The sequence below is a fragment of the Arhodomonas sp. AD133 genome, assembly GCF_051195215.1.
In the GTDB taxonomy this organism is placed as follows: Bacteria; Pseudomonadota; Gammaproteobacteria; order Nitrococcales; family Nitrococcaceae; genus Arhodomonas.
In genome coordinates, this window is sequence record NZ_JBNAZM010000041.1 from 13,301 (window position 1) to 31,717 (window position 18,417).

Consider the following 18,417-nt stretch of genomic DNA (forward strand, 5'->3'; position numbering starts at 1 on the left):
CATGACGCTGGCTTCGTGACCGTGCAACAAGATAACACCAGGGCGAGCGCTCGCTTTGCGGCGCGCTGAACGCTCGCCCACCGCCCAGTGACGGACCATGCGGCGCTTGCTTCAAGAGGGGGGACCGATGGCCTGTGTCATAACGTCCATTCGCGACGAGGCGAGCCACGAGGATGTGGAGCTCGCCCGGGTACTGCAGCGAACGGTGCTCATGGCCACGGCTCTGCGCACGAAAGCGGTGACCGCCTGGCTGAAATCGGAGCTCAACGGCTATCCGCCGGACGCCCGACTCCCTGTGTACCGACGCGGTCAGAATGCCACCCTCATCGCGTGGATGCCGGGCCAGGGCTGGGCAGCGGCCCCCATATCACCGACTCTCGCCAAAGAGCTCGGCGACTACGAGCTGCGCACCGGCGTCGAAGCCCTCGAGCGGGACGAAGCCAAGCGTAACCCCCGCGAGCCTCCGCGTATCGAGTTCGACGACGAGCACCTGAGGGCCATGCAGCAACGCATCGGGCTCGACGCACGGCTTAGCCTCGCGCTGCCGCCGAACGCCGTCGCCGAGGTGCTCGATACCGTGCGTCAGACCATCGTCGCCTGGAGTGACGCCCTGCTGGAAGCGGGTGTTCAGGGGGACGGCTCGGTGTTCAGCGATTCCGAGCGCCATACGGCGAGCGAGGTCGCCGAACACCTCGACGAGCTCATCAGCGAAGCCCACGAAACGGCACAACGACTGGTCGCGGAGCGTCAGAACCGGCACGGCGGGTTTCTCTCGCGCCTGTTCGGCCGCTGACACACGCCGCGGAAACGCCGCTAACTGGCGCGTTCGTCCGCCAGCGGCCGGATGCGCTGGATGGGCCGCTCGTTCGCCGCCGGCGGTCGCAGCTGGCGACGGTGGATGTCCAGAAACGCATCGGCACAGACCGGCACACCGAGGTAACGACCCTGAACCTCGTCGCAGCCGCTGTCCCGAACGAGCCGGCACTGTGTTCCGGTTTCGACTCCCTCGGCGGTAACGCTCAGCCCGAGATTGTGCGCCAGACCGACCATCGAGGCCATGAGGCTGACGTGAGACGACTCGACCGACAGCTCGCTGACGAAGGCACGGTCGATCTTCAACCGACTGACAGGGCACGTGCGCAGACGTGCCAGTGACGCCGAGCCAATACCGAACTCGTTGATGGCGAAGCGAATGCCCCGGGCCCGGCACCCATCGAAACGCTCGGACAGCCGCGCCCCCGCCTCGCCGAGTCCCGTCTCACTGACCTCGAGCTCGACGCGTTCGGCGGCGAGCGTCGTCGCCGAGAACACGGCATCGAGGTCATCGAGGAACTCCGGCGCCCTGAGGTGCGCGGGAGAAATGTTGACCGACAGCCGCAACGGTCGCGTTCCCTGCGCCTCCCAGGCCGCCACCCGCGTGACTGCGTGCTCCATCACCCATCGACCGATACGCCGGCTGAGCGCACACGACTCGACCGCGGGCAGAAAGGCCGAAGGCGACAGCAGCCCCCGCGTGGGGTGGGTCCAGCGCAGCAATGCCTCGACGCCCGTCATCTCCCCGGTGCGCAGCGACCACTGGGGCTGGAAATAGAGCACCAGCTCGTCGCGGCACAGCGCCTCCCGCAGCTCGGCCTCCAGGCGCATGCGCTCGCGCGTTTCCTCGTTCATGCGTGCCGCGAAGAAGTGGGCCACGGCGCCGCCACTGCGCTTGCTGCAGTACATCGCCATATCCGCTTGACGGAGCAGCTCATCGGCGCTCGCGGCATCGTCGGGATAAACGCTGATGCCGATGCTGGGGGTGACCATCCGCTCGCCACCCTGCAAGGAATACGGCGCGGCGAGCTCGGCGAGCAGCTTCTCGGCAAGATGTCGCAGGCCATGGGCATCCGGCGCATCGGCGACCGCCACCGTGAACTCATCGCCGCCGAGCCGTCCCAGGCGGTCCTCGGCCCGGGTGCACTCACGCAGACGCTGCGCAACCCGCGTCAACAGCTCATCGCCCGCGGCATGGCCGACCGAGTCGTTGATCTGCTTGAAGCCATCGAGGTCGAAGAACAGCAGACCGACGCGCTCGCCGGAGCGCTCGGCGTGGCTGACCGCGCTGGCCAGCGCCTCCGAGAACGCCGCACGATTGAGCAGCCCGGTTAACCGGTCGCGGTTGGCAAGCTCGTGGAGCTGATCGTCGACACGCTTGCGCTCGACGGCGAGGCCCGCGAGGCGCGCGGCGGCATCGAGCACTTCCAGATCGTAAGCGCTCGGCGGCCCCGGACAACGCCGAAGGAGCATGAACGCACCGAGCAAGGTACCGTCGGATGCGGCCACGGGTTCCCACCAGGCGGCGCGCACGCCGGCGCGCCCGGCAGGCCCCTGGAGCATCGCGAGTTGGGGGTGACGCCGCACATCGGCGACCAGGCAGCGCTCATCCACGCGGATGCCCTGCTGGCAACGCTGCTGCACGGCGTCCCTCACCGCCTCGGCCAAATCGGAGGAAACACCGGGCGCCGCTGCGATGCGCCATCGGTGGCTTTCCGGCGTTGTCACCATGGCGACACAGGTGAGCCCTGACTGGACGGACTCCGTCTCAGCAACCAGGCACGCGAGCACCCGCTCCAGGGGCGCGCCGGTGGCAATCAGCTCGAGCACATGAGTGCGCCCGCGGCTGAGCCGCAACGTTCGGGTGTGCCGGGTTATCTCGTTGGAAAGGGTGCGGTTGACGGCCAGCAACTCCGCCGTACGCTCACGCACGCGCTTGTCGCTGCGCGCGAGCGTCCGCGTGAGCATGCGGTGGGTGCGCTCGTTGTCGTCAAGCGCCGTCGCGAAGGTCAGCCCGGTGAGCACGATCACCACGATGAACAGCTGCATCATCAGCAGCGCCATCCAAGACTCACCGACGGGAAACGGTCCATATCCCTGGAACGAGCCGTGGACGATCCCGATGACGAGCAACCCGACAACGAGCGCGGTACCGCGGACTCTCAGGCGGTACGCCGTCCACAGGAGCATGGGGACGAGCAACACAGCGAGCAGCGGATCCGCCCACTCGGAGTCCGCGAGGATTCCGCTGAAGATCAGATAACACGCGCATACCGTCAGCACCGCCACAGCGGTGCTCAGCAGCGCCTGGTTCAGACTTCTGCGCGGAGGCCGTCCCGCGGTGGCAGACAGCAGCAGCGACGCGACGATGAGCGTTCCCACCACGCTCGCGAGCACCCCGTTCACCCACGCAGCGGCAATCGCGATGGCGTGCATATCCGGTGTCGTCATGGCCGCGGCAGTGGTCGCCACGGGGGCACTCACCACAGCGGCCGAAACACCCGCTGCAACCGCGAGCAGACACAGCTCCCGGGGCGTGCTGACCGGCCGCCGCGTACCGGTGAGACGACGGGCGAGCCAGGCGCCGAATACGGCCGCCAGTGCCAATGCTCCGCCGGCCGCCCCCCATTGCCAGCCGTGCACTGCATACCCGATAACGCCGCCCAGCAGCAGACCGGGCCAGATACCCGGCCCCCACAGAAGCACGGCCACCAACGCGAGCCCGGAAAGCAGCCACATGGGCTGCCACGCCCATGATGCCCCCGCGGATGCCTGCATGGCGCCAGGTCCCGCGACCACCCAGATCGCCAGCGCCAGAACGCCCCACATGGCAACCACCCACAGTGCCGCGTGCCACCGTGGTCGACACTCCACCTCAGTAGACGAACTCACGTCCACTCGCCCCCCTGCCCGGCACCCACCGATCCTGCGTTTAAACCTAGTCGATACGAGAAGCGGTCGCCGCCGGGCGGCGGGGAGGAGCGGTCACGCGCCCGTCAATAATGCGGTGGACGCTCCGTCTCGGGCGGGCTGTCGCCGGTACGCCATTCGTCGGCCAGTGCCTCCAGCCGTTGTGCCAGGCGTTGAACCGACGCTTCGAGCACCTCTATCCGGCGCTGCTGTTGACTCACCACCTCGCTCAGACTGTCCAGGCTGTGCTCCTGGTAGGCAAGCTTCTCTTCCGCCTGGAGCAGGCGTTCATCGCTCATGCTCTTTTCTCCCACATCGCCCGGGCCTCCCGGTTACGTATTCGCAGTGATCGCAACGCATTCCATGACGATCCGCTTGGTCATGCGGACACTCCCATGCGCACCCACCCCGGATGGGGTTGCGACAACAACCTCGCTGAACCGGTGCATGCCCGCCAAATCGCTCGACACGGTCTCACACGCTGGCCCATGTGCTCACTGCCCACCGTCACGGGGGAACAAAGAGCACCACGATTCGCCAACCGTTTGACCCCGGTCAATCCCCGCGATTCGACGATTGCTACGCTACCTGGACAAGCGGAGCACACGGCTCTCCCGACCTTGAGGAGGTCATCTCATGAAGCACCCGCAACGCAAGACCGCACTCGCTCTCGTGCTGGCACTGAGCGCCGGCCTGACGGCAACCGCACTCGCCCATCCCCCCAGGGGCGGCATGATGGGCGGTACCGGTTCCATGTTCCATGGGGGCATGATGCCCCATGCGGCCATGGCCGATGGACCCCATGGCTACGGCATGGGCCTGATGGGCGGGATGCACGCGGGCTTCGGCATGATGCGCGGCATCGACCTCGACGACGAGCAGCGGACCCGCCTGCGTGAGCTGCGAAGCGAGCACCGCAAGGAGCAATTCGCCCGTATGGCACAGCTCATGGACCTGCGTGACGAAATGCTCAGCCTCATGGCCACCGCCCAACCCGATCCGGATGCTGTCCAGAACCTGCACGCGCAGATGGCCGATCTGCACGGCGAGATGCTCGCCGACCAGGTACGACTGCGCAACGCCATGCGTGACGTTCTGACATCCGAGCAACGCCAGCGGCTCGGTCAGCGCCGGTCTATGCGCGAGCCCATGGGCGGCGGCTACCGCATGGGCGACCCGTCCGATATGCCGCGACAAGGGCAAGGCGGGATGATGGGTCAATAGCCAACCCCAGCGTACTTCGGCGGCCGCACCGCCGGCCGCCGAAGTACGCTGGGGTTGGCCCCGTGGTTTCGACGGTGCGCCGTCTATACTTCTCGGGCCGGGCAGTTCACATATTTCGTGTAGACAGGGTCACAGAACGTAGGCCCGGCGGCCTGATACTCGACGCCACGGGATGAGGAGACGCCGGTTGCTAGTTCGGGACCATTGCTTGGCGCGGCTCGGCGATACGGAATTCGACGTGCTGATCGTGGGGGGCGGCTCGTTCGGTGCCGCGGCGGCGTGGGACGCATCGTTGCGTGGCCTGAAAGTGGCCCTGATCGAGCGCACGGACTTCGCGGCGGGCGTCTCCGCCAACTCGTTCAAGATCGTGCACGGGGGCATTCGCTACCTGCAGCACTCCGACCTCAAGCGCCTGTGGGCCTCCTGCGCCGAGCGTTCAGCGTTGCTGCGCATCGCCCCCCACCTCGTTCAGCCACTGCCCATTCTCGTGCCCACGTACGGCGCGGGCCGCGATGGCAAGGCATTTCTCGGCACCGGCATGCTGGTCTACGATGCGCTCACCCCACGGCGGAACCGGGGCATCGCCGACCGCTCCCGGCATATTCCGCTCACCCGGTTCATGACCCGGGACGAGGCGCTGGCTCACTTCCCCGGCCTGCCGGCCGAAGGGCTGACTGGCGGCGCCGTATTCGCCGACGGCCAGATGTACAACCCCACGCGGCTGGTGCTGGCCTTCGTCCAGTCGGCCGTCGCGAGCGGCGCGGTCGCCTGCAACTACGTGGAAGCCAGGCAGTTTCTCCGCCGCGGCGATCGTGTCGTCGGCGTGCGCGCAACCGATACGCGCGCAGGCACCGAGATGGACATCCGCGCCCGTACCGTGGTCAACGCTGCCGGCCCCTGGGCCAGGCACCTGCTCGAAGCGGGCGACATGAATCCACCCAGCGCGCGGGTGAGCTATTCACGGGACACCTGCTTCGTCATACCGCGGCGATTCGACACGCACTACGGCGTCGCCCTGCGTGGTCAGACCCGCGATCCCGACGCAGTGCTAAGCCGTTCGACGCGTCACCTGTTCGTCGTACCGTGGCGGCAATACAGCCTCGTGGGCGTCTGGCACAAGGTCACCGACGCCCCTGCGGACAAGGTTTCCCTGCCGCACGCGGAGCTCGAGCAGTTCATCGAGGAGGTCAACGGCGCCTACCCCGGGCTGGGGCTCACGCCTTCCCGCATCCGGATGGCCAACTTCGGGCTCGTCCCCTTCGGCGAGAACGCCCCGGACGCCGTCGACCTCAGCTACGGCAAGCGCTCGCCGCTGATCGACCACGCACGCGAGGAACACATCGAAGGGCTCGTGACCCTCATCGGCGTGCGCTACACGATGGCCCGTGGGGATGCGGCCGATGCGCTCGATCTGGTCGAACGCAAGCTCGGGCGAACGCCACGACGCCCGCCGACCGACCGTGAGCCACTCCACGGCGGCGCAATCCCGGATTTCGAAGGGCTGGTGGCACGCATTCGCGGCGAGGCGCCGGATCTGCCACCCGCCGCCGCCCGTGCCCTCGCGCACAATCATGGCACGGCGTATTCGGATGTCCTGCGCCATGCCGCGGCACGCCCCGAGCTCGCCGGCACACTGGCCGACACCGATGTGCCGGCCGCGGCGGTGGTGAGCGCCATTCACGATGAAGCGGCAATCACCCTTGCGGATATCGTCTTCCGGCGCACGGACCTGGGCACGGCCGGCCACCCCGGCGCCGACGCCCTGGGGCAGTGCGCGCGAATCGCCGGGCAGGCGTGCGGATGGAGCGAGACCCGGACCGGCGACGAGCTCGCGCGCGTGGAAGGGCGATTCCCGACCTTTACCGACTGACCGGCGGCGCGGGAGCCGCCGGCCACCAACGCATGTGCCCGGGGGGTGAACGCGATGAAAGTCCTGATAACGGGGGCTACCGGTTTCATCGGCGCAAGGCTGGCCGTACTGAGTCTGGAAGACGGCCACGAGGTGACTGCGCTGGGGCAGGTCAACAGCGCCGTGGAAGACGAGCGGCGCGAGGAGCTGCGCCAGCACGGCATCGAGATCATGCCCGTCAGCCTGAACGATCGCGAGGCGCTCACACAGGCGATGGCAGGTGTGGAGGTCGTCTTCCACCTGGCCGCCGCCCAGCACGAGGCCAACGTCCCGGACCAGCACTTCTGGCAGGTCAACGTCGAGGGCGTACGCACCCTGCTGGAGATCGCCGCCGAGCACCAGGTTCGGCGATTCGTACACGGCAGCACCATCGGCGTGTACGGGGCGGCTCTCGACGGTGAAATCGACGAGGAAACGCCACTGCGGCCGGACAACATCTACGGCGTGACGAAAGCCGAGGGCGAGAAGGTGGTACGCGAATTCGGCGACCGCCTGGAAACGGTCATCGTGCGCATTTCGGAGACATTCGGCCCAGGTGACGGCCGGCTGCTGAAACTCTTCCGCGCGGTGGACAGCGGCAAATTCTTCATGATCGGCACCGGCCGCAACAAGCACCAGCTCATCTACGTCGATGATCTCGTACGCGGACTGTGGCTCGCGGCGACCCGACCGGCGGCAGTCGGTAAAGTGCTGCTTCTGGCCGGTCGGGAAGTGGTCACCACCGAAGACATGGTGAGCGGGATCGCAACGGCCCTGGGGGCACGTACGCCGAAACTGCGGGCGCCCCTGTGGCCGTTCATGGCAGCCGCCGTCGTCATGGAAACCGCGCTGCGGCCGCTCGGCATCCAACCGCCGCTGCATCGCCGGCGTATGGACTTCTTCCGCAAGAGCTTCTATTTCTCGTGCACGAAAACGACGGATATCCTCGGGGCGGCACCGGCAACGTCGTTTCGCGACGGCGCGCGCCTGACCGCGGACTGGTATCGATCGCGCAACTGGATCGGGCGCCGCCAGTAACGGGCGGCTGCCGGCTCACGTTGGCATCATTGACCGGCGGTCGCTGAGGTTGCCGACACCGCGCGTTGAACGGCGGCGGTAAAATCGCCGACGGACGCGAGCGAGGCGGCATTCTGACCGTCCGTGATCAGCGTGGTGAGGTTCGTCTCCACCCCCGTCTCCTCGCGAATCACCTCTTCGGTGGACACGACCAGGTTGATGATGCCCATGGAGTCCAGTGGCCCGTCCGGCTCCAGCAACGGAGCATCCGGGGTCAACCGGATGGTCCGCTCCGGGGGGAGCTGCTCGTTGACCGTCTCCAGGGCGCGATTGATCAGCGCCACCACATCCACGTCAGTCGATGACGCGGGTTCCGGTGCGGTAGCGGGCACCTCCGGGGCAGCGGCTGTCCCGGCCGACGGTTCGGCAGGCGCCGGGGTCCCACGTCGCCGGAACTGCTCCCGTGGCATGACCAGCGGCCGGTCGCGCGGCATGAGGACGTTGTCCGCAGGGACATCCTCGCGAACGACCATGCCCGCCGAGACCATCGCATCCTCGCCGATGCGCACCGCATCCATGACGATCACGCTCCGGCCCAGCACCGCCCGACTGCCGATCCGAACGGGTCCACGCGAGTACCGGCGCTGTCCACGGTTGACGAAATCATGCCTGTCGGGCTCCGTGCTGTCGGCTTCGTCGTCCGTACTCTCGAGCTGGAGCACTCCACCGCCGATCTTGCAGCCTCCGCCGACGGCGACCATGTCGCCGATCTCCACGCCCCCCTGGCTGACCAGGGACGAGCCTGCCCCCACATCGACACCGGCACCGATGTGAATCGGGCCCACCTTGCACTGTACGGCGCTGTGACGGTTGATGATGGTCTCGTCACCGACTCGCAGACCCTCCTCCCCGGAACCGCGGCCATCGAGGAGGCAGTCATCGTCGATGATCACGCCCTCGCCGAGGCTGATACGGTGGCCATGACGAACGGTGACGTTGCGGCCGAACACCGTCCCCCGGCCGACTTCGCGAAACAGCGCCCGGTAGAAGTACCGGCGCAGAAGGAGCCCAAGGGCGCCGGGCAGCGGCCCGAAGAGCGTGATGATCAGCTCGTACTTGATGAGCCTCGGCAGGCTGAAGTCGCCGATGACGAGCTCCGCATACCGACGCAGTGCGGACTTTTGACCAGCGTAGACCTTCGCACGAATGTAAGCACCTTGATCCAGCTCCTTGAGCTGTTTTGTGTCCATACGACCACCCCCGACTGGTACTGACCTTTCCACGCGGGCGTCCGCTGCCCGCCAAAACTGTGGTGCCGCCGGTCGTAATGGCCCCCGGCCACGTGGCGTGGGGGCTGCTTATTACTATTACTTACACTGTAGTGGGTGCTACGCAACATGCGTACCTCGACGCGTTGCCCGGGATGATTCGGCCGACCTCGCGGGCATCTCCCGCTGTCCAAGGTCATCCTCTGGGCAATACGGCCGCTGCCTGGCAACAACCTACCGGGACATTGGGGCATGGTATATCCAAAGGAGTCGGGCGAACGGCCGCGTCGCGCACGCTGGCCTTTCGCGGCAGTGTTCACGGCGCTGGCGGTCGCCGCGCTGGCGAACGTGAGCCCGGACGGGCACGACGGCCCGGCACAACCGCCGAGCCCGGTCATCGCGCAGATGGAGTGGGCGCCCGAGTGGAGCATCGTTCGACGCGCGCCGGGAAGCGACACCTGGCCAGTCACCTGGGGCGACAACGGCGCCCTGTATACGGCCTATGCCGATGGCCGCGGATTCAGACCCTTCGTCGAACGCAAGCTCAGCCAGGGGCTGGCGCGGGTACGGGGCGGGCCGGCATCCCCCCGGGGCCATAATCTGCGCGCCCCCACCTTCGAACGCCGAGGCAACGGGCCGTCCGGGGAGAAGACCAGCAGCCTGCTGATGATCGACGGCACCCTTTACGCCTTCATGCGCAACGCCAACGGTAACGGCCGGCATTGCCGCATCGGCTGGTCCGGTGACCGGGGGAAAACCTGGCAGTGGGCCGCCTGGCGGTTCCGGCGATTCGGCTACTGCGTGTTTCTCAACTTCGGCCGCGACTATGCGGGCGCGCGGGACGATCACGTATACGTCTACAGCCCCGACAGTCCCAGCGCCTATCGGCCGGCGGACCACATGATCCTCATGCGGGTGCCGAAGGACGAGCTGCGCCACAAGGCCCGCTACGAGTTCTTCGCCGGCCAGGGGGATGACGGCACGCCGAGATGGACGGATGACGTGGCCCAACGCCGACCGGTATTCGGCAATCCGGGCAACTGCCTGCGCTCCTCGGTGACCTACAATCCAGGTATCCAGCGCTACCTCTGGTGGCAGCAACTTCCCGGTTCCATCGAGGGAATCGATACCCGGTTCGAAGGGGGGTTCGCCGTGTACGATGCACCCGAGCCATGGGGCCCGTGGACCACCGCCTACCACACCGAGCGCTGGGACGTCGGCCCCGGGGAAACGGGGACGTTTCCCGGCAAGTGGATCCGCGACGGCGGCCGCACGCTTCACCTGGTGTTCTCCGGCGACGACCATTTCTCGATTCGCCGTGCCCGGCTGCGCCTGCACGATGACTGAACGCGAACACATCCAGGACGAGGCATGCGATACCGATACCTGGCTCCTCTGGCACGCTGGCTGCGCCCGGCGGCGGCAATCGGCATTCTCGCGGCCATCGTCTGGTGGGGCGACGGCCTGGCGGCGCACTGGGCGGTGCTCGGCACGGTCGAGCCGTTGGTGGTGGGCACCGCGTTCGTCGTGGTCACCGCCGACCGCCTGCTGATGGCCTACAAGTGGGTCCTGCTATTGCGGTCGGCGCATCTCAGCCTGGGGGTGCTGCGGGCGACGCAGATCTACTGCGCCGCCATGGTCTGGGGCCTGTTTCTCCCCTCCACGCTCGGTGCGGACGCCATTCGCACGGTGTGTGCACAGCGTGAGGGACTGCCCGGGAGCACCGTGGTCGCCTCCATCGTGCTGGAACGCGCCCTCGGCTTCGTCGCCTCGGCGGCCCTGGCAGCGATCGCCATTGCGCTGCTGGCAGCATCGACGAGCGTCGACGGCGTCGTCGAGCTGATGGCCTGGCCGGTGATCGTGGCGTTGCTGGGGCTCATCGCCGCCGTCGGCGCATCGCTGTCCGACTGGCCCTATCGCCTGATACGGCGATGGATGCCGACGAAACTCAGCGCGACTCGAGCCGTGAAGGCGCTATTCAAGGTACACGAGGCGTATCTCGGCTTTCGCGACCACCGCGGAACGCTATTGGCGTTTCTGCTCCTCAGCGTCGCCGAGGGGCTTCTCACCGTGGCGATCTTCTGGGTACTCACCCTTGGGCTGGCATTGCCGGTGAGCTTTCCCGTGATCCTCGCTGCGGTGTTCTCCGCGTTCCTGGTATCCCGTCTGCCCATCTCGGTCGCCGGCATCGGGGTCTTCGAGGGCGTATTCGTGATGATTCTCGCCCTCCACGGCATCCCCAGCACGCAATCGCTGACCCTGGCGCTGCTCGCGCGGGTGCTGCAGATACTGGCGTGGCTGCCGTGGTGGCTGGGCTACTCCTTCACCATGGGTCGCCCCGCCATCGCGCGACCGCGGGCATGAGACCAGTGGCGCACTCAGCCCGCGCCACGCACCCCCTCCGCGGCATCGCTATCACGCAGCGTGACCTGGGCGGGAACGCGGTATTCCCGCGTCGGATACCAGCGGAAGTCGATGTCATCCGATGACTCGAAACCGCAGCGCTGCCAGAACTCGAGGCAGGGCCGGTTCTTCGCCGTGGGCGTGTAGCGGGCCCGGAGCTCGGCGACACCGGCTTCCGCGGCGTAACGCACCGCCGCGGCGACCATCGTCTCCTCGACCTTCCGGCCCATGACACGGCAACTCAGCAGGAAGTCCACGATGCCCATCCGTTCCGGGGTTTCGTGCGCCACGCTGAGCAGCCCCGTGAGGCCCGAATCGCCATACTTGTCCGCCACATGGAAGACCCACGTGGCGTGCCCGGGCGCCTGTGACCATGCCTGCAGCTCTTCCGCTGACATGCGTCTGGTCGCCAGGTTCATCTGATTGGTCTTGTTCAGCAGCTGGCACGCCCGCGCCAGGTTGGCCGGCGCCAGCGGCTCCTGCACGACAACGGTCTCCAGGCTGTACAGCCAGTCGTCCAGGGATTCGAAGCCGGCGCATTCAACGCGACGCTTGCGTTCGAGGACGTAGTCCTTCGCGCGTTGCCGATCCTCGCGGGTCAACGACGGCGGATTGAACCACGGCAGGGCGACGATCGCGCGGGCGTAATCCATGGGATCGCCGGGGAGGTCGGGAACCGCCACGTCGGGCAACGCCTCCGCCACACGGGCTCGCTCCACCGGGTTGTCATCGAGAAACACCACCGAATCCAGGCCGAGATTGAGCTCGTCGACGAGCTCGAGGAGATTGGCGGCCTTGTCCTGCCAGTTGATCCGCCACCCGGCGAAGTCGTCCTGGCGCAGAATCATCTCCGGATGCCGCCCAATGGCCTCGAGTGCCACGGCCTCGTCGTTCTTGCTGACGATGGCAAGCAGCACGCCGCGCCGGGCGAAATCGGCGAGCAGCCGCTGAACATCGGCGAACGCCTCGCCGAGGGGGTCATGCCCCCCCAGGCGTAGCTGTTCCCAGCCGACATCGCCGACGGTGCCGCCCCAGAGGGTATTGTCCAGATCCACCGCCACCAGCTTGCGGCCCCTGCCCCGGATCCCCCTGAGCGCGCTCTTGACGCTGGCAGCCGCCGCCTTGAAGACGCGGTTGCCGAAGGGAACCTTGGAAAGGTACCAGAGCTTGTGGCTGACGCTGCTCTCGCCCGCCGATGCGAACCAGTTGGCTGCGTTCAGCACCTGCAGACCCGGGACATCCGCCACGCGCTCAACCAGCCTCGCGTTCATGCGCAACAGGGCATAATCCGGGCCGATCTCCGTATCGAGACCCAGCAGCGAGAACGCCTCGCGTGCCATCGACTCGTGCCATGTGGGAATCAGGACGTTGTCGGCCCGCTCCGCCAGCCGGGTGACGAGACCGACGAATTCATCGACCTCGGCGAGCGCAGCGTCCACCGAGCCCTCTTCACCGCGGAGCAGACGGCGATAGGCGGGCACCATGCTTTCAGGGCGTGTCCATACGACGGCGAAGTCATAATGGCCCTGCCCGTTCTCCCCCAGCAGCGTCTGCACGACCTGGCCATAGGGATGCGTGTCGCAGACGACCGCCGGCCAGTCGTCGTGGTTGCGCAGATACGCGAGAAGATTGGCCGCGTTGAAGTCGGCCACCACCAGGCCGCGTAGCTGATCGCCGCTATTCATTGCCTGTCGCCCCCCGACGGCGTCGCACACGGCCGCCGTCGTTCTCCCGGCTTCCCGTGCGGACTGCCATGCGTTGCCGCGCTGGTGCCGCGGTCCATGACAGGACTCCGGGAAGCGTCAGTAACGCCCGGCACCGATGGTCAGCCGCCGGGAGCGTGTCGAGGCTGTCACCGCGGCCTCGAAAACCCGTTCGTACTGTTCGGCGCATCGATCGATGAAGAACGCCTCTGCCCGCGCGCGATTCTCCTGCCCCATGTGCTTTCCAAGCGCCGGTTCGCGCACCAGCCGCCGGCAGGCATCGAGGAATGCGGTCTCGTCGTTAAGGGCCACGAGATAGCCGGTGCGGTCGCTGGCGAGAAAGTCGGTCTGCCCTCCGTGGTCATAGGACACCACCGGGAGCCCTGCCGCCATACCTTCCAGGAATACCAGGCCGAACCCCTCGTGCTGACTCGTGGAGACGAAAACGTCCGACATGCGCAGGATCCGGAACTTTTCGTCCTCGTCCACATGGCCGAGGAAGTGAACCCGGTCAGCGACCGCCAGCTCGCCCGCCCGGCGCACAAGCTCGTCGCGCTGCGGACCGTCACCGATCACGAGTAGACGCACGTTCGCGTTACCGAGAGCGGCCGTCACGGTCAGCAGTTGAGTGATGGCCTTGCGGGCCACCAGCCGCCCCACCGTCGTCAGCAGTATCTCGTCAGGGGCGAAGCCGTAATCGCCACGATTTCCGGCCGCCGCCGGCGGCCGCCGGATGCCCAGGGGGATGAGCTCGCCGCCGAGCTCGGGTGTGTAGAACCGGCGCATGTTGTCCAGGGTATTCTGTGACTGGCCGACGACGTGGTCGGCGCTGCGAAGCAGCCGCCGCACCCAGCTGCGCAGCAACGCGTGGCGATGCGGCGACGTCCGCTTGCTCGGGTCGTAGAGATCGCCGCCGTGCACGGAGACGACATTGGGGATGCCGAAGCGATACGCGAGCCTGGCCCCCACGGGGCCTGACGGCAGCACGAAATGCGTATTGATCACGTCGAACGATTCTCGCTCGAGCAGCCGCCCCCCTTCGCGGATACCGTTGACCATATAGGCGAACATGGAAGGCAGGTTGGCTGCGGCGAGCTGACGCCGGAACAACACCGGGACCCGCAAGATCCTGACCCCGCCGCACTTTTCCTCACGGGGCAGATGGAACCCCTGGGAGGTGAGCACCGTGACGTCATGCCGGGTGGCCAGCTCCTCGGCGAGCCACGCATTGACGACACCGCCGCCGCCACCAAGCGGGGGATACTCGAAGTTGCAGAAGAGTAGCTTCACCGCTCCGCCCCCCACCCCCCCGCGCTGGAAGTTCTCGCTGCCGTTGCCCGTCGGTTCGATCCGCAGACAATCACCCTCACCTCACTATATTCGACAGGTATCGACTACGCCACCGACCGGTTGGCAGTTCGCAGTGGAAACGCAACACCCGCGCGTATACGCTCCAGTAAACGGCATTACCAATCAACAGCCGGGACAGGGGGAACGATGCCGGACACCGCCCACAGCGCGAAAACCGAGGCAGGCGGCGGCAAGCGCACGCTTACCGCCCGCATCGAACCGTTCGATTCCTTCTGGGAGGCTCCCGACGACATCGAGAGTGGCTACAGTAAGTTCTTCCAGTTCTACCGGTACAACTATCTCCGCCATGTGCCGGCTGATCGCGACGCGCGGATTCTCGCCATCAGTTGCGGGCCCGGTTACTTCGTGAACCTGTTGTCCCGGGAAGGCTACCGCAACGTGCTCGGTATCGATTCGTTCCCCGAGAAGATCGAGTACGCCAGTCGCAAGGGGCTGAACTGCCAAACGGCGAACGCGTTCGAGTTCCTGGAGCAAAGCCCGGAACCATTCGATTGCATTTTCTGTGAACAGGAGCTCAATCACCTCACCAAGGAGGAGATTCTCGAGTTCCTGGCCCTTGTCCGACGCAAGCTCAGCCCTGGGGGCACCCTGATCTGCCACGCGCTGAATGGGGCCAACCCCATAACCGGCGCTGAAGCACTCGCGCAGAACTTCGATCATTACAATACGTTCACGGAATACACCCTGCGGCAGGTGCTGGAGTATTCGGGTTTCGGCGAGATTCGGGTCATTCCGCTGAACCTGTACGTATTCTGGAAAAATCCATTGAACTACGTACTCATTGCGGCCTCCGGGCTGTTCACGCTGTTCTTCCGTGCCTGCTTCATCATGTACGGGAAGAAGAATCGGCTTTTCACCAAGAAGATCGGCGCAGTGTGCCGCCGCCAACCGGCGTAACCGGGGCGCACGCGCGAACGCTGGCAGTCTCCGGTGCAAGCGGCACCGCAGGGGGCGGGAATGGGCAGTCGCATCAGCCGGCGGGCCTTCATCGGCACAGCGCTCGGCACAGCAGGCGGACTTGGCCTGGGCGGACTCGGTTTCGGCGCGTGGGTGGCATCGCGGGAGCCGCCGGATCCACTCTCCCGCCTCACGCCCACCGCTTTGGAGCAGCTCCCGGCCGGCAAGCCGTTCGACATATGCATCATCGGATCGGGACCGGCAGGGACGACGGTCGCCCTGCGTCTCGCCCGTCACGGGATGCGGGTGCTGTTGCTGGAATCCGGCCTGGAGCCGGGGGCACAAGGCGGTGGCGCTCATCGCAGCCGGCTGGATCGTTACGGTAATTCGGGGGCGCTGGCGTACCCCACACCGGCCACCCGATTACGGGCTGTAGGGGGCACCTCGAATATCTGGACGGGGCGGTGCCTGCGGCTGTTGCCGGCGGACTTCGCCTCCTCCCCCTACGCGCGCGGCACGCCCGGCTGGCCTATCGACTATGCCGAATTGGCTCCGTACTACGTACGCGCGGAGGAGACGCTCAACGTCCGCGCCGGCGAGCTCTCCCGGTACATGGGTCCGCGCGAGGCGCCGCTGCCGCCGATTCGCGAGCCCCTGATCACTGCGGTCAAGCGTATCGTATCCGGCGGCTACGACATCACCCTGGACGAGCTCCTGGGTCCAAAGGGCATTGTCCTGGATCCCGTTCCCGAATCCACGGGCCTGGTCACGACGGACCGGCCCGTGCATTTCGCAACGGACTACCTGCCGGAGCTCTCGGAGCGGACCAACGTCACCCTGGTGGCCGGCGCGACGGTCACCGCATTGACAACGGATGATACCGGCAACGTGCGAAGCGCGGCGGTGCGGTCTCCGAGCGGCGGGGAATACACCGTCTCCGCCCAGCGGTTCGTTATCGCCGGCGGTACGCTGGAGACGGTCCGCCTGCTCCACGGGCGCACGGCGCAGCCATCGACGACCCCGCGGCCGCCGGCCGAGCGCTGGCTCGGTCACGCATTCATGGAACACCCCTGGTGGACGTATCAGGCTCGCATTCCGGGCTTGGTCCCGGATCACTACGAGATGCGCCGAAGCTACCAGTTCGTCCCCCGGATGCACGCACTCGGTCTGGGAGGCATCGTTTTCGGCTTTTACATGCGCGCGGGCCGGCCGGAAACGCTCGAGATAGCGCTCGGCATCGAAATGGAACCCTCCCGCTTCAACCGCATCGACATCGATACGGCCTCCCGCGACCATTTCGGCACGCCCGGCGTGAATACGGTACTGGCGCTGAGCGAGGCGGACCGCCGGACCCTCGAAGCCGGGAAACGAACACTCCATGAGCTGGTATCGAAGCTTGGCGGCGAGGTCGTGAAGCAACCGACAGGCATCTCGTGGTCCCACCACCACATGGGTGGATGCCGGATGGGCGACGATCCGGCCACCAGCGTCGTCGACGCGGACCTGCGGGTCCACGGCACCCGCAACCTGTATGCCGTGACCAGCGGCGTGTTCGTGACCTCGGGTATCGCCAACCCAACGCTGACCATTGTCGCGCTGGCACACCGCCTCGCCGACCACCTGGCGGCGGCAGGCACCGAGCCCGCGTCCGTGTCGGTGACCGCCACTACCTGAGCGTGAACGACCCGCGCATCACGCCGAGATTGTCGGCACCGGGGCCCGTGTAGACCAGCACGAAATCCCGGCCGTCCCGGGACAGCCACTTGTTGGAAAAATTCCACAACACGGTCTTCTCCCCCGTCTGAAGACCGGTCTCCCACGCATTCTCGAACAGCACGGTGGTCCACGGCCCCCAGGGCTCGGGCGCATCGTAGATGCCGATATAGCCGTTACGGCTGCGAAAACGGCTCACCTGTTGAACGGTGAGCAGATACCGGCCGATTCCCGGGTTGTAACTGACACTGGCCCGCATCACACCGTTGGCGGGATCGGAAAACACGGGCTTGCGTGCGGCGATGTCGCGCGTCCACCGGGGCTGCCCCGACGCGTCCAACCCGGCGAAAAACCGATACGCCTGCGGGCGTGCGACCCGGTCCCGTGGAACACGCATCAGGCTGATCTCGCCCGGATACTGGACTTCCCAGCGCTGGAAGAAGGCTTCGGGCGCGTATATGTACACATAGTCATCGCGCGCGTTCGCGTAGGCCTTGCCGAACTGGAGAAACGTCGGTGCGAAAAGGCGCTTCGCCGAATCCGTCCCCCGCCAGTCGAATTCCACGCGTGTCGGTTGCCAGTTACGCGCGTGATCGCGGGACACATAAAGCCGCGAGAACCGGAACGCGGACTTGTTGGACGCATCCCCGTTGCGCCACATGTACAGGCGTTCACCCAAGGCAATGATGCCGACGGATTTGCCCGTAAAGCGTGCCGGACGCTCGGCATTCTTGCCGCCCCAGACGTTGACGCCGACCATCGCGTCGAACGCCCCCTCGATCCGCGCCACACCGAGACTCACACGACCGTCCTCGTTGCTGCCACCAAAGCCGCCGCCGTCGCCCCAGACAGCGTACTGATGGCCGTCCGACGCCCATGTTACCGCCCAGTTGTCGCTACCCGGCGCGTATTGCCGGCGGCTGCCGAAATCGAACTCGACACCCTCGATGACGGGACTGGGCGGATGCACAGCGCGTGGCGTCGTAATGAACTCGGCAATCACGACGAATGCAATGGCCAGCAGGACTGCGACTCGAATCATGCGTCCACGCTCCGCGCACGCGACCGCGACGAGCGCTGCCAATGTCACCGGTCACGCGACGATGAGTTTCCGAAAGCGTGGTCGCCGAATCACTTGATCGCAAGATACGCACTGCCAATACTGCAGTGAGCCGATCCCCGTATGGCCCACTCTCCGGCAGTCACCCTT

General features: G+C 66.5%; 14 protein-coding genes. 8 read left to right on the forward strand and 6 right to left on the reverse strand.

Annotated elements, in window-relative coordinates; translation table 11 throughout:
- Positions 1-127 precede the first annotated feature (127 nt).
- Positions 128-793 carry a hypothetical protein gene (locus ACPEES_RS18125; protein ID WP_435104993.1) on the forward strand — a complete coding sequence of 222 codons (666 nt, stop codon included), beginning with the start codon at positions 128-130 and terminating at the stop codon, positions 791-793.
- Positions 794-813: 20 nt separating this feature from the next.
- Here the strand turns inward: ACPEES_RS18125 and ACPEES_RS18130 are convergent, their stop codons facing one another.
- Both ACPEES_RS18130 and ACPEES_RS18135 read right to left on the reverse strand, forming a co-directional pair.
- Positions 814-3,705, reverse strand: coding sequence for an EAL domain-containing protein (locus ACPEES_RS18130; RefSeq protein WP_435104994.1), 2,892 nt, complete (start codon positions 3,703-3,705; stop codon positions 814-816).
- Positions 3,706-3,809: 104 nt separating this feature from the next.
- Positions 3,810-4,022, reverse strand: a complete 213-nt coding sequence (locus tag ACPEES_RS18135; RefSeq protein ID WP_435104995.1) for a SlyX family protein — start codon at positions 4,020-4,022, stop codon at positions 3,810-3,812.
- A 337-nt stretch (positions 4,023-4,359) separates the two neighbouring features.
- Here ACPEES_RS18135 and ACPEES_RS18140 point away from each other — a divergent pair, with 337 nt between their 5' ends.
- The 3 genes from ACPEES_RS18140 to ACPEES_RS18150 all read left to right on the forward strand — a co-directional run bounded on the left by ACPEES_RS18140 (position 4,360) and on the right by ACPEES_RS18150 (position 7,873).
- Entirely contained in the window at positions 4,360-4,947 is a 588-nt protein-coding gene (locus ACPEES_RS18140; protein ID WP_435104996.1) for a Spy/CpxP family protein refolding chaperone, read from the forward strand.
- 208 nt (positions 4,948-5,155) lie between these two features.
- The gene (locus ACPEES_RS18145) at positions 5,156-6,817 is read left to right on the forward strand and encodes a glycerol-3-phosphate dehydrogenase/oxidase (protein ID WP_435104997.1); all 1,662 of its coding nucleotides are present in this window, start codon (positions 5,156-5,158) and stop codon (positions 6,815-6,817) included.
- A gap of 54 nt (positions 6,818-6,871) precedes the next feature.
- A complete protein-coding gene (locus tag ACPEES_RS18150; protein WP_435104998.1) occupies positions 6,872-7,873 on the forward strand; it encodes an NAD-dependent epimerase/dehydratase family protein in 1,002 nt (333 codons plus the stop codon).
- Positions 7,874-7,899: 26 nt separating this feature from the next.
- Here the strand turns inward: ACPEES_RS18150 and ACPEES_RS18155 are convergent, their stop codons facing one another.
- Positions 7,900-9,102 (reverse strand): hypothetical protein, encoded by a 1,203-nt coding sequence (locus tag ACPEES_RS18155; RefSeq protein ID WP_435104999.1) that lies wholly within the window; start codon positions 9,100-9,102, stop codon positions 7,900-7,902.
- A gap of 270 nt (positions 9,103-9,372) precedes the next feature.
- Between ACPEES_RS18155 and ACPEES_RS18160 the strand changes: the two genes are divergently transcribed.
- Positions 9,373-10,467: a hypothetical protein gene (locus ACPEES_RS18160; protein WP_435105000.1), complete on the forward strand. Its 1,095-nt coding sequence runs from the start codon at positions 9,373-9,375 to the stop codon at positions 10,465-10,467.
- Positions 10,468-10,491: 24 nt separating this feature from the next.
- A complete protein-coding gene (locus ACPEES_RS18165) occupies positions 10,492-11,484 on the forward strand; it encodes a lysylphosphatidylglycerol synthase transmembrane domain-containing protein (protein WP_435105001.1) in 993 nt (330 codons plus the stop codon).
- A 14-nt stretch (positions 11,485-11,498) separates the two neighbouring features.
- Here the strand turns inward: ACPEES_RS18165 and ACPEES_RS18170 are convergent, their stop codons facing one another.
- Positions 11,499-13,208, reverse strand: coding sequence for an HAD-IIIC family phosphatase (locus tag ACPEES_RS18170; protein WP_435105002.1), 1,710 nt, complete (start codon positions 13,206-13,208; stop codon positions 11,499-11,501).
- Positions 13,209-13,325: 117 nt separating this feature from the next.
- Positions 13,326-14,516, reverse strand: coding sequence for a glycosyltransferase family 4 protein (locus tag ACPEES_RS18175; RefSeq protein WP_435105003.1), 1,191 nt, complete (start codon positions 14,514-14,516; stop codon positions 13,326-13,328).
- 207 nt (positions 14,517-14,723) lie between these two features.
- On the opposite strand from ACPEES_RS18175, the gene ACPEES_RS18180 reads away from it, so the two are divergent.
- Together ACPEES_RS18180 and ACPEES_RS18185 are read left to right on the forward strand one after the other, a co-directional pair.
- Positions 14,724-15,494: a class I SAM-dependent methyltransferase gene (locus tag ACPEES_RS18180; protein WP_435105004.1), complete on the forward strand. Its 771-nt coding sequence runs from the start codon at positions 14,724-14,726 to the stop codon at positions 15,492-15,494.
- A 60-nt stretch (positions 15,495-15,554) separates the two neighbouring features.
- Complete coding sequence (locus ACPEES_RS18185) at positions 15,555-17,168, forward strand: FAD-dependent oxidoreductase (protein WP_435105005.1); 1,614 nt, start codon at positions 15,555-15,557, stop codon at positions 17,166-17,168.
- Here the strand turns inward: ACPEES_RS18185 and ACPEES_RS18190 are convergent.
- Complete coding sequence (locus tag ACPEES_RS18190) at positions 17,161-18,249, reverse strand: DUF4185 domain-containing protein (protein ID WP_435105007.1); 1,089 nt, start codon at positions 18,247-18,249, stop codon at positions 17,161-17,163. The genes ACPEES_RS18185 and ACPEES_RS18190 overlap by 8 nt on opposite strands.
- Positions 18,250-18,417 lie beyond the last annotated feature (168 nt).

Coding starts and splice junctions, on each gene's coding strand:
- ACPEES_RS18125 (WP_435104993.1), top strand. CDS start 128: ATGGCCTGTGTCATAACGTCCATTCGCGACGAGGCGAGCCACGAGGAT.
- ACPEES_RS18135 (WP_435104995.1), bottom strand. CDS start 4,022: ATGAGCGATGAACGCCTGCTCCAGGCGGAAGAGAAGCTTGCCTACCAG.
- ACPEES_RS18140 (WP_435104996.1), top strand. CDS start 4,360: ATGAAGCACCCGCAACGCAAGACCGCACTCGCTCTCGTGCTGGCACTG.
- ACPEES_RS18150 (WP_435104998.1), top strand. CDS start 6,872: ATGAAAGTCCTGATAACGGGGGCTACCGGTTTCATCGGCGCAAGGCTG.
- ACPEES_RS18155 (WP_435104999.1), bottom strand. CDS start 9,102: ATGGACACAAAACAGCTCAAGGAGCTGGATCAAGGTGCTTACATTCGT.
- ACPEES_RS18160 (WP_435105000.1), top strand. CDS start 9,373: ATGGTATATCCAAAGGAGTCGGGCGAACGGCCGCGTCGCGCACGCTGG.
- ACPEES_RS18165 (WP_435105001.1), top strand. CDS start 10,492: ATGCGATACCGATACCTGGCTCCTCTGGCACGCTGGCTGCGCCCGGCG.
- ACPEES_RS18170 (WP_435105002.1), bottom strand. CDS start 13,208: ATGAATAGCGGCGATCAGCTACGCGGCCTGGTGGTGGCCGACTTCAAC.
- ACPEES_RS18180 (WP_435105004.1), top strand. CDS start 14,724: ATGCCGGACACCGCCCACAGCGCGAAAACCGAGGCAGGCGGCGGCAAG.
- ACPEES_RS18185 (WP_435105005.1), top strand. CDS start 15,555: ATGGGCAGTCGCATCAGCCGGCGGGCCTTCATCGGCACAGCGCTCGGC.
- ACPEES_RS18190 (WP_435105007.1), bottom strand. CDS start 18,249: ATGATTCGAGTCGCAGTCCTGCTGGCCATTGCATTCGTCGTGATTGCC.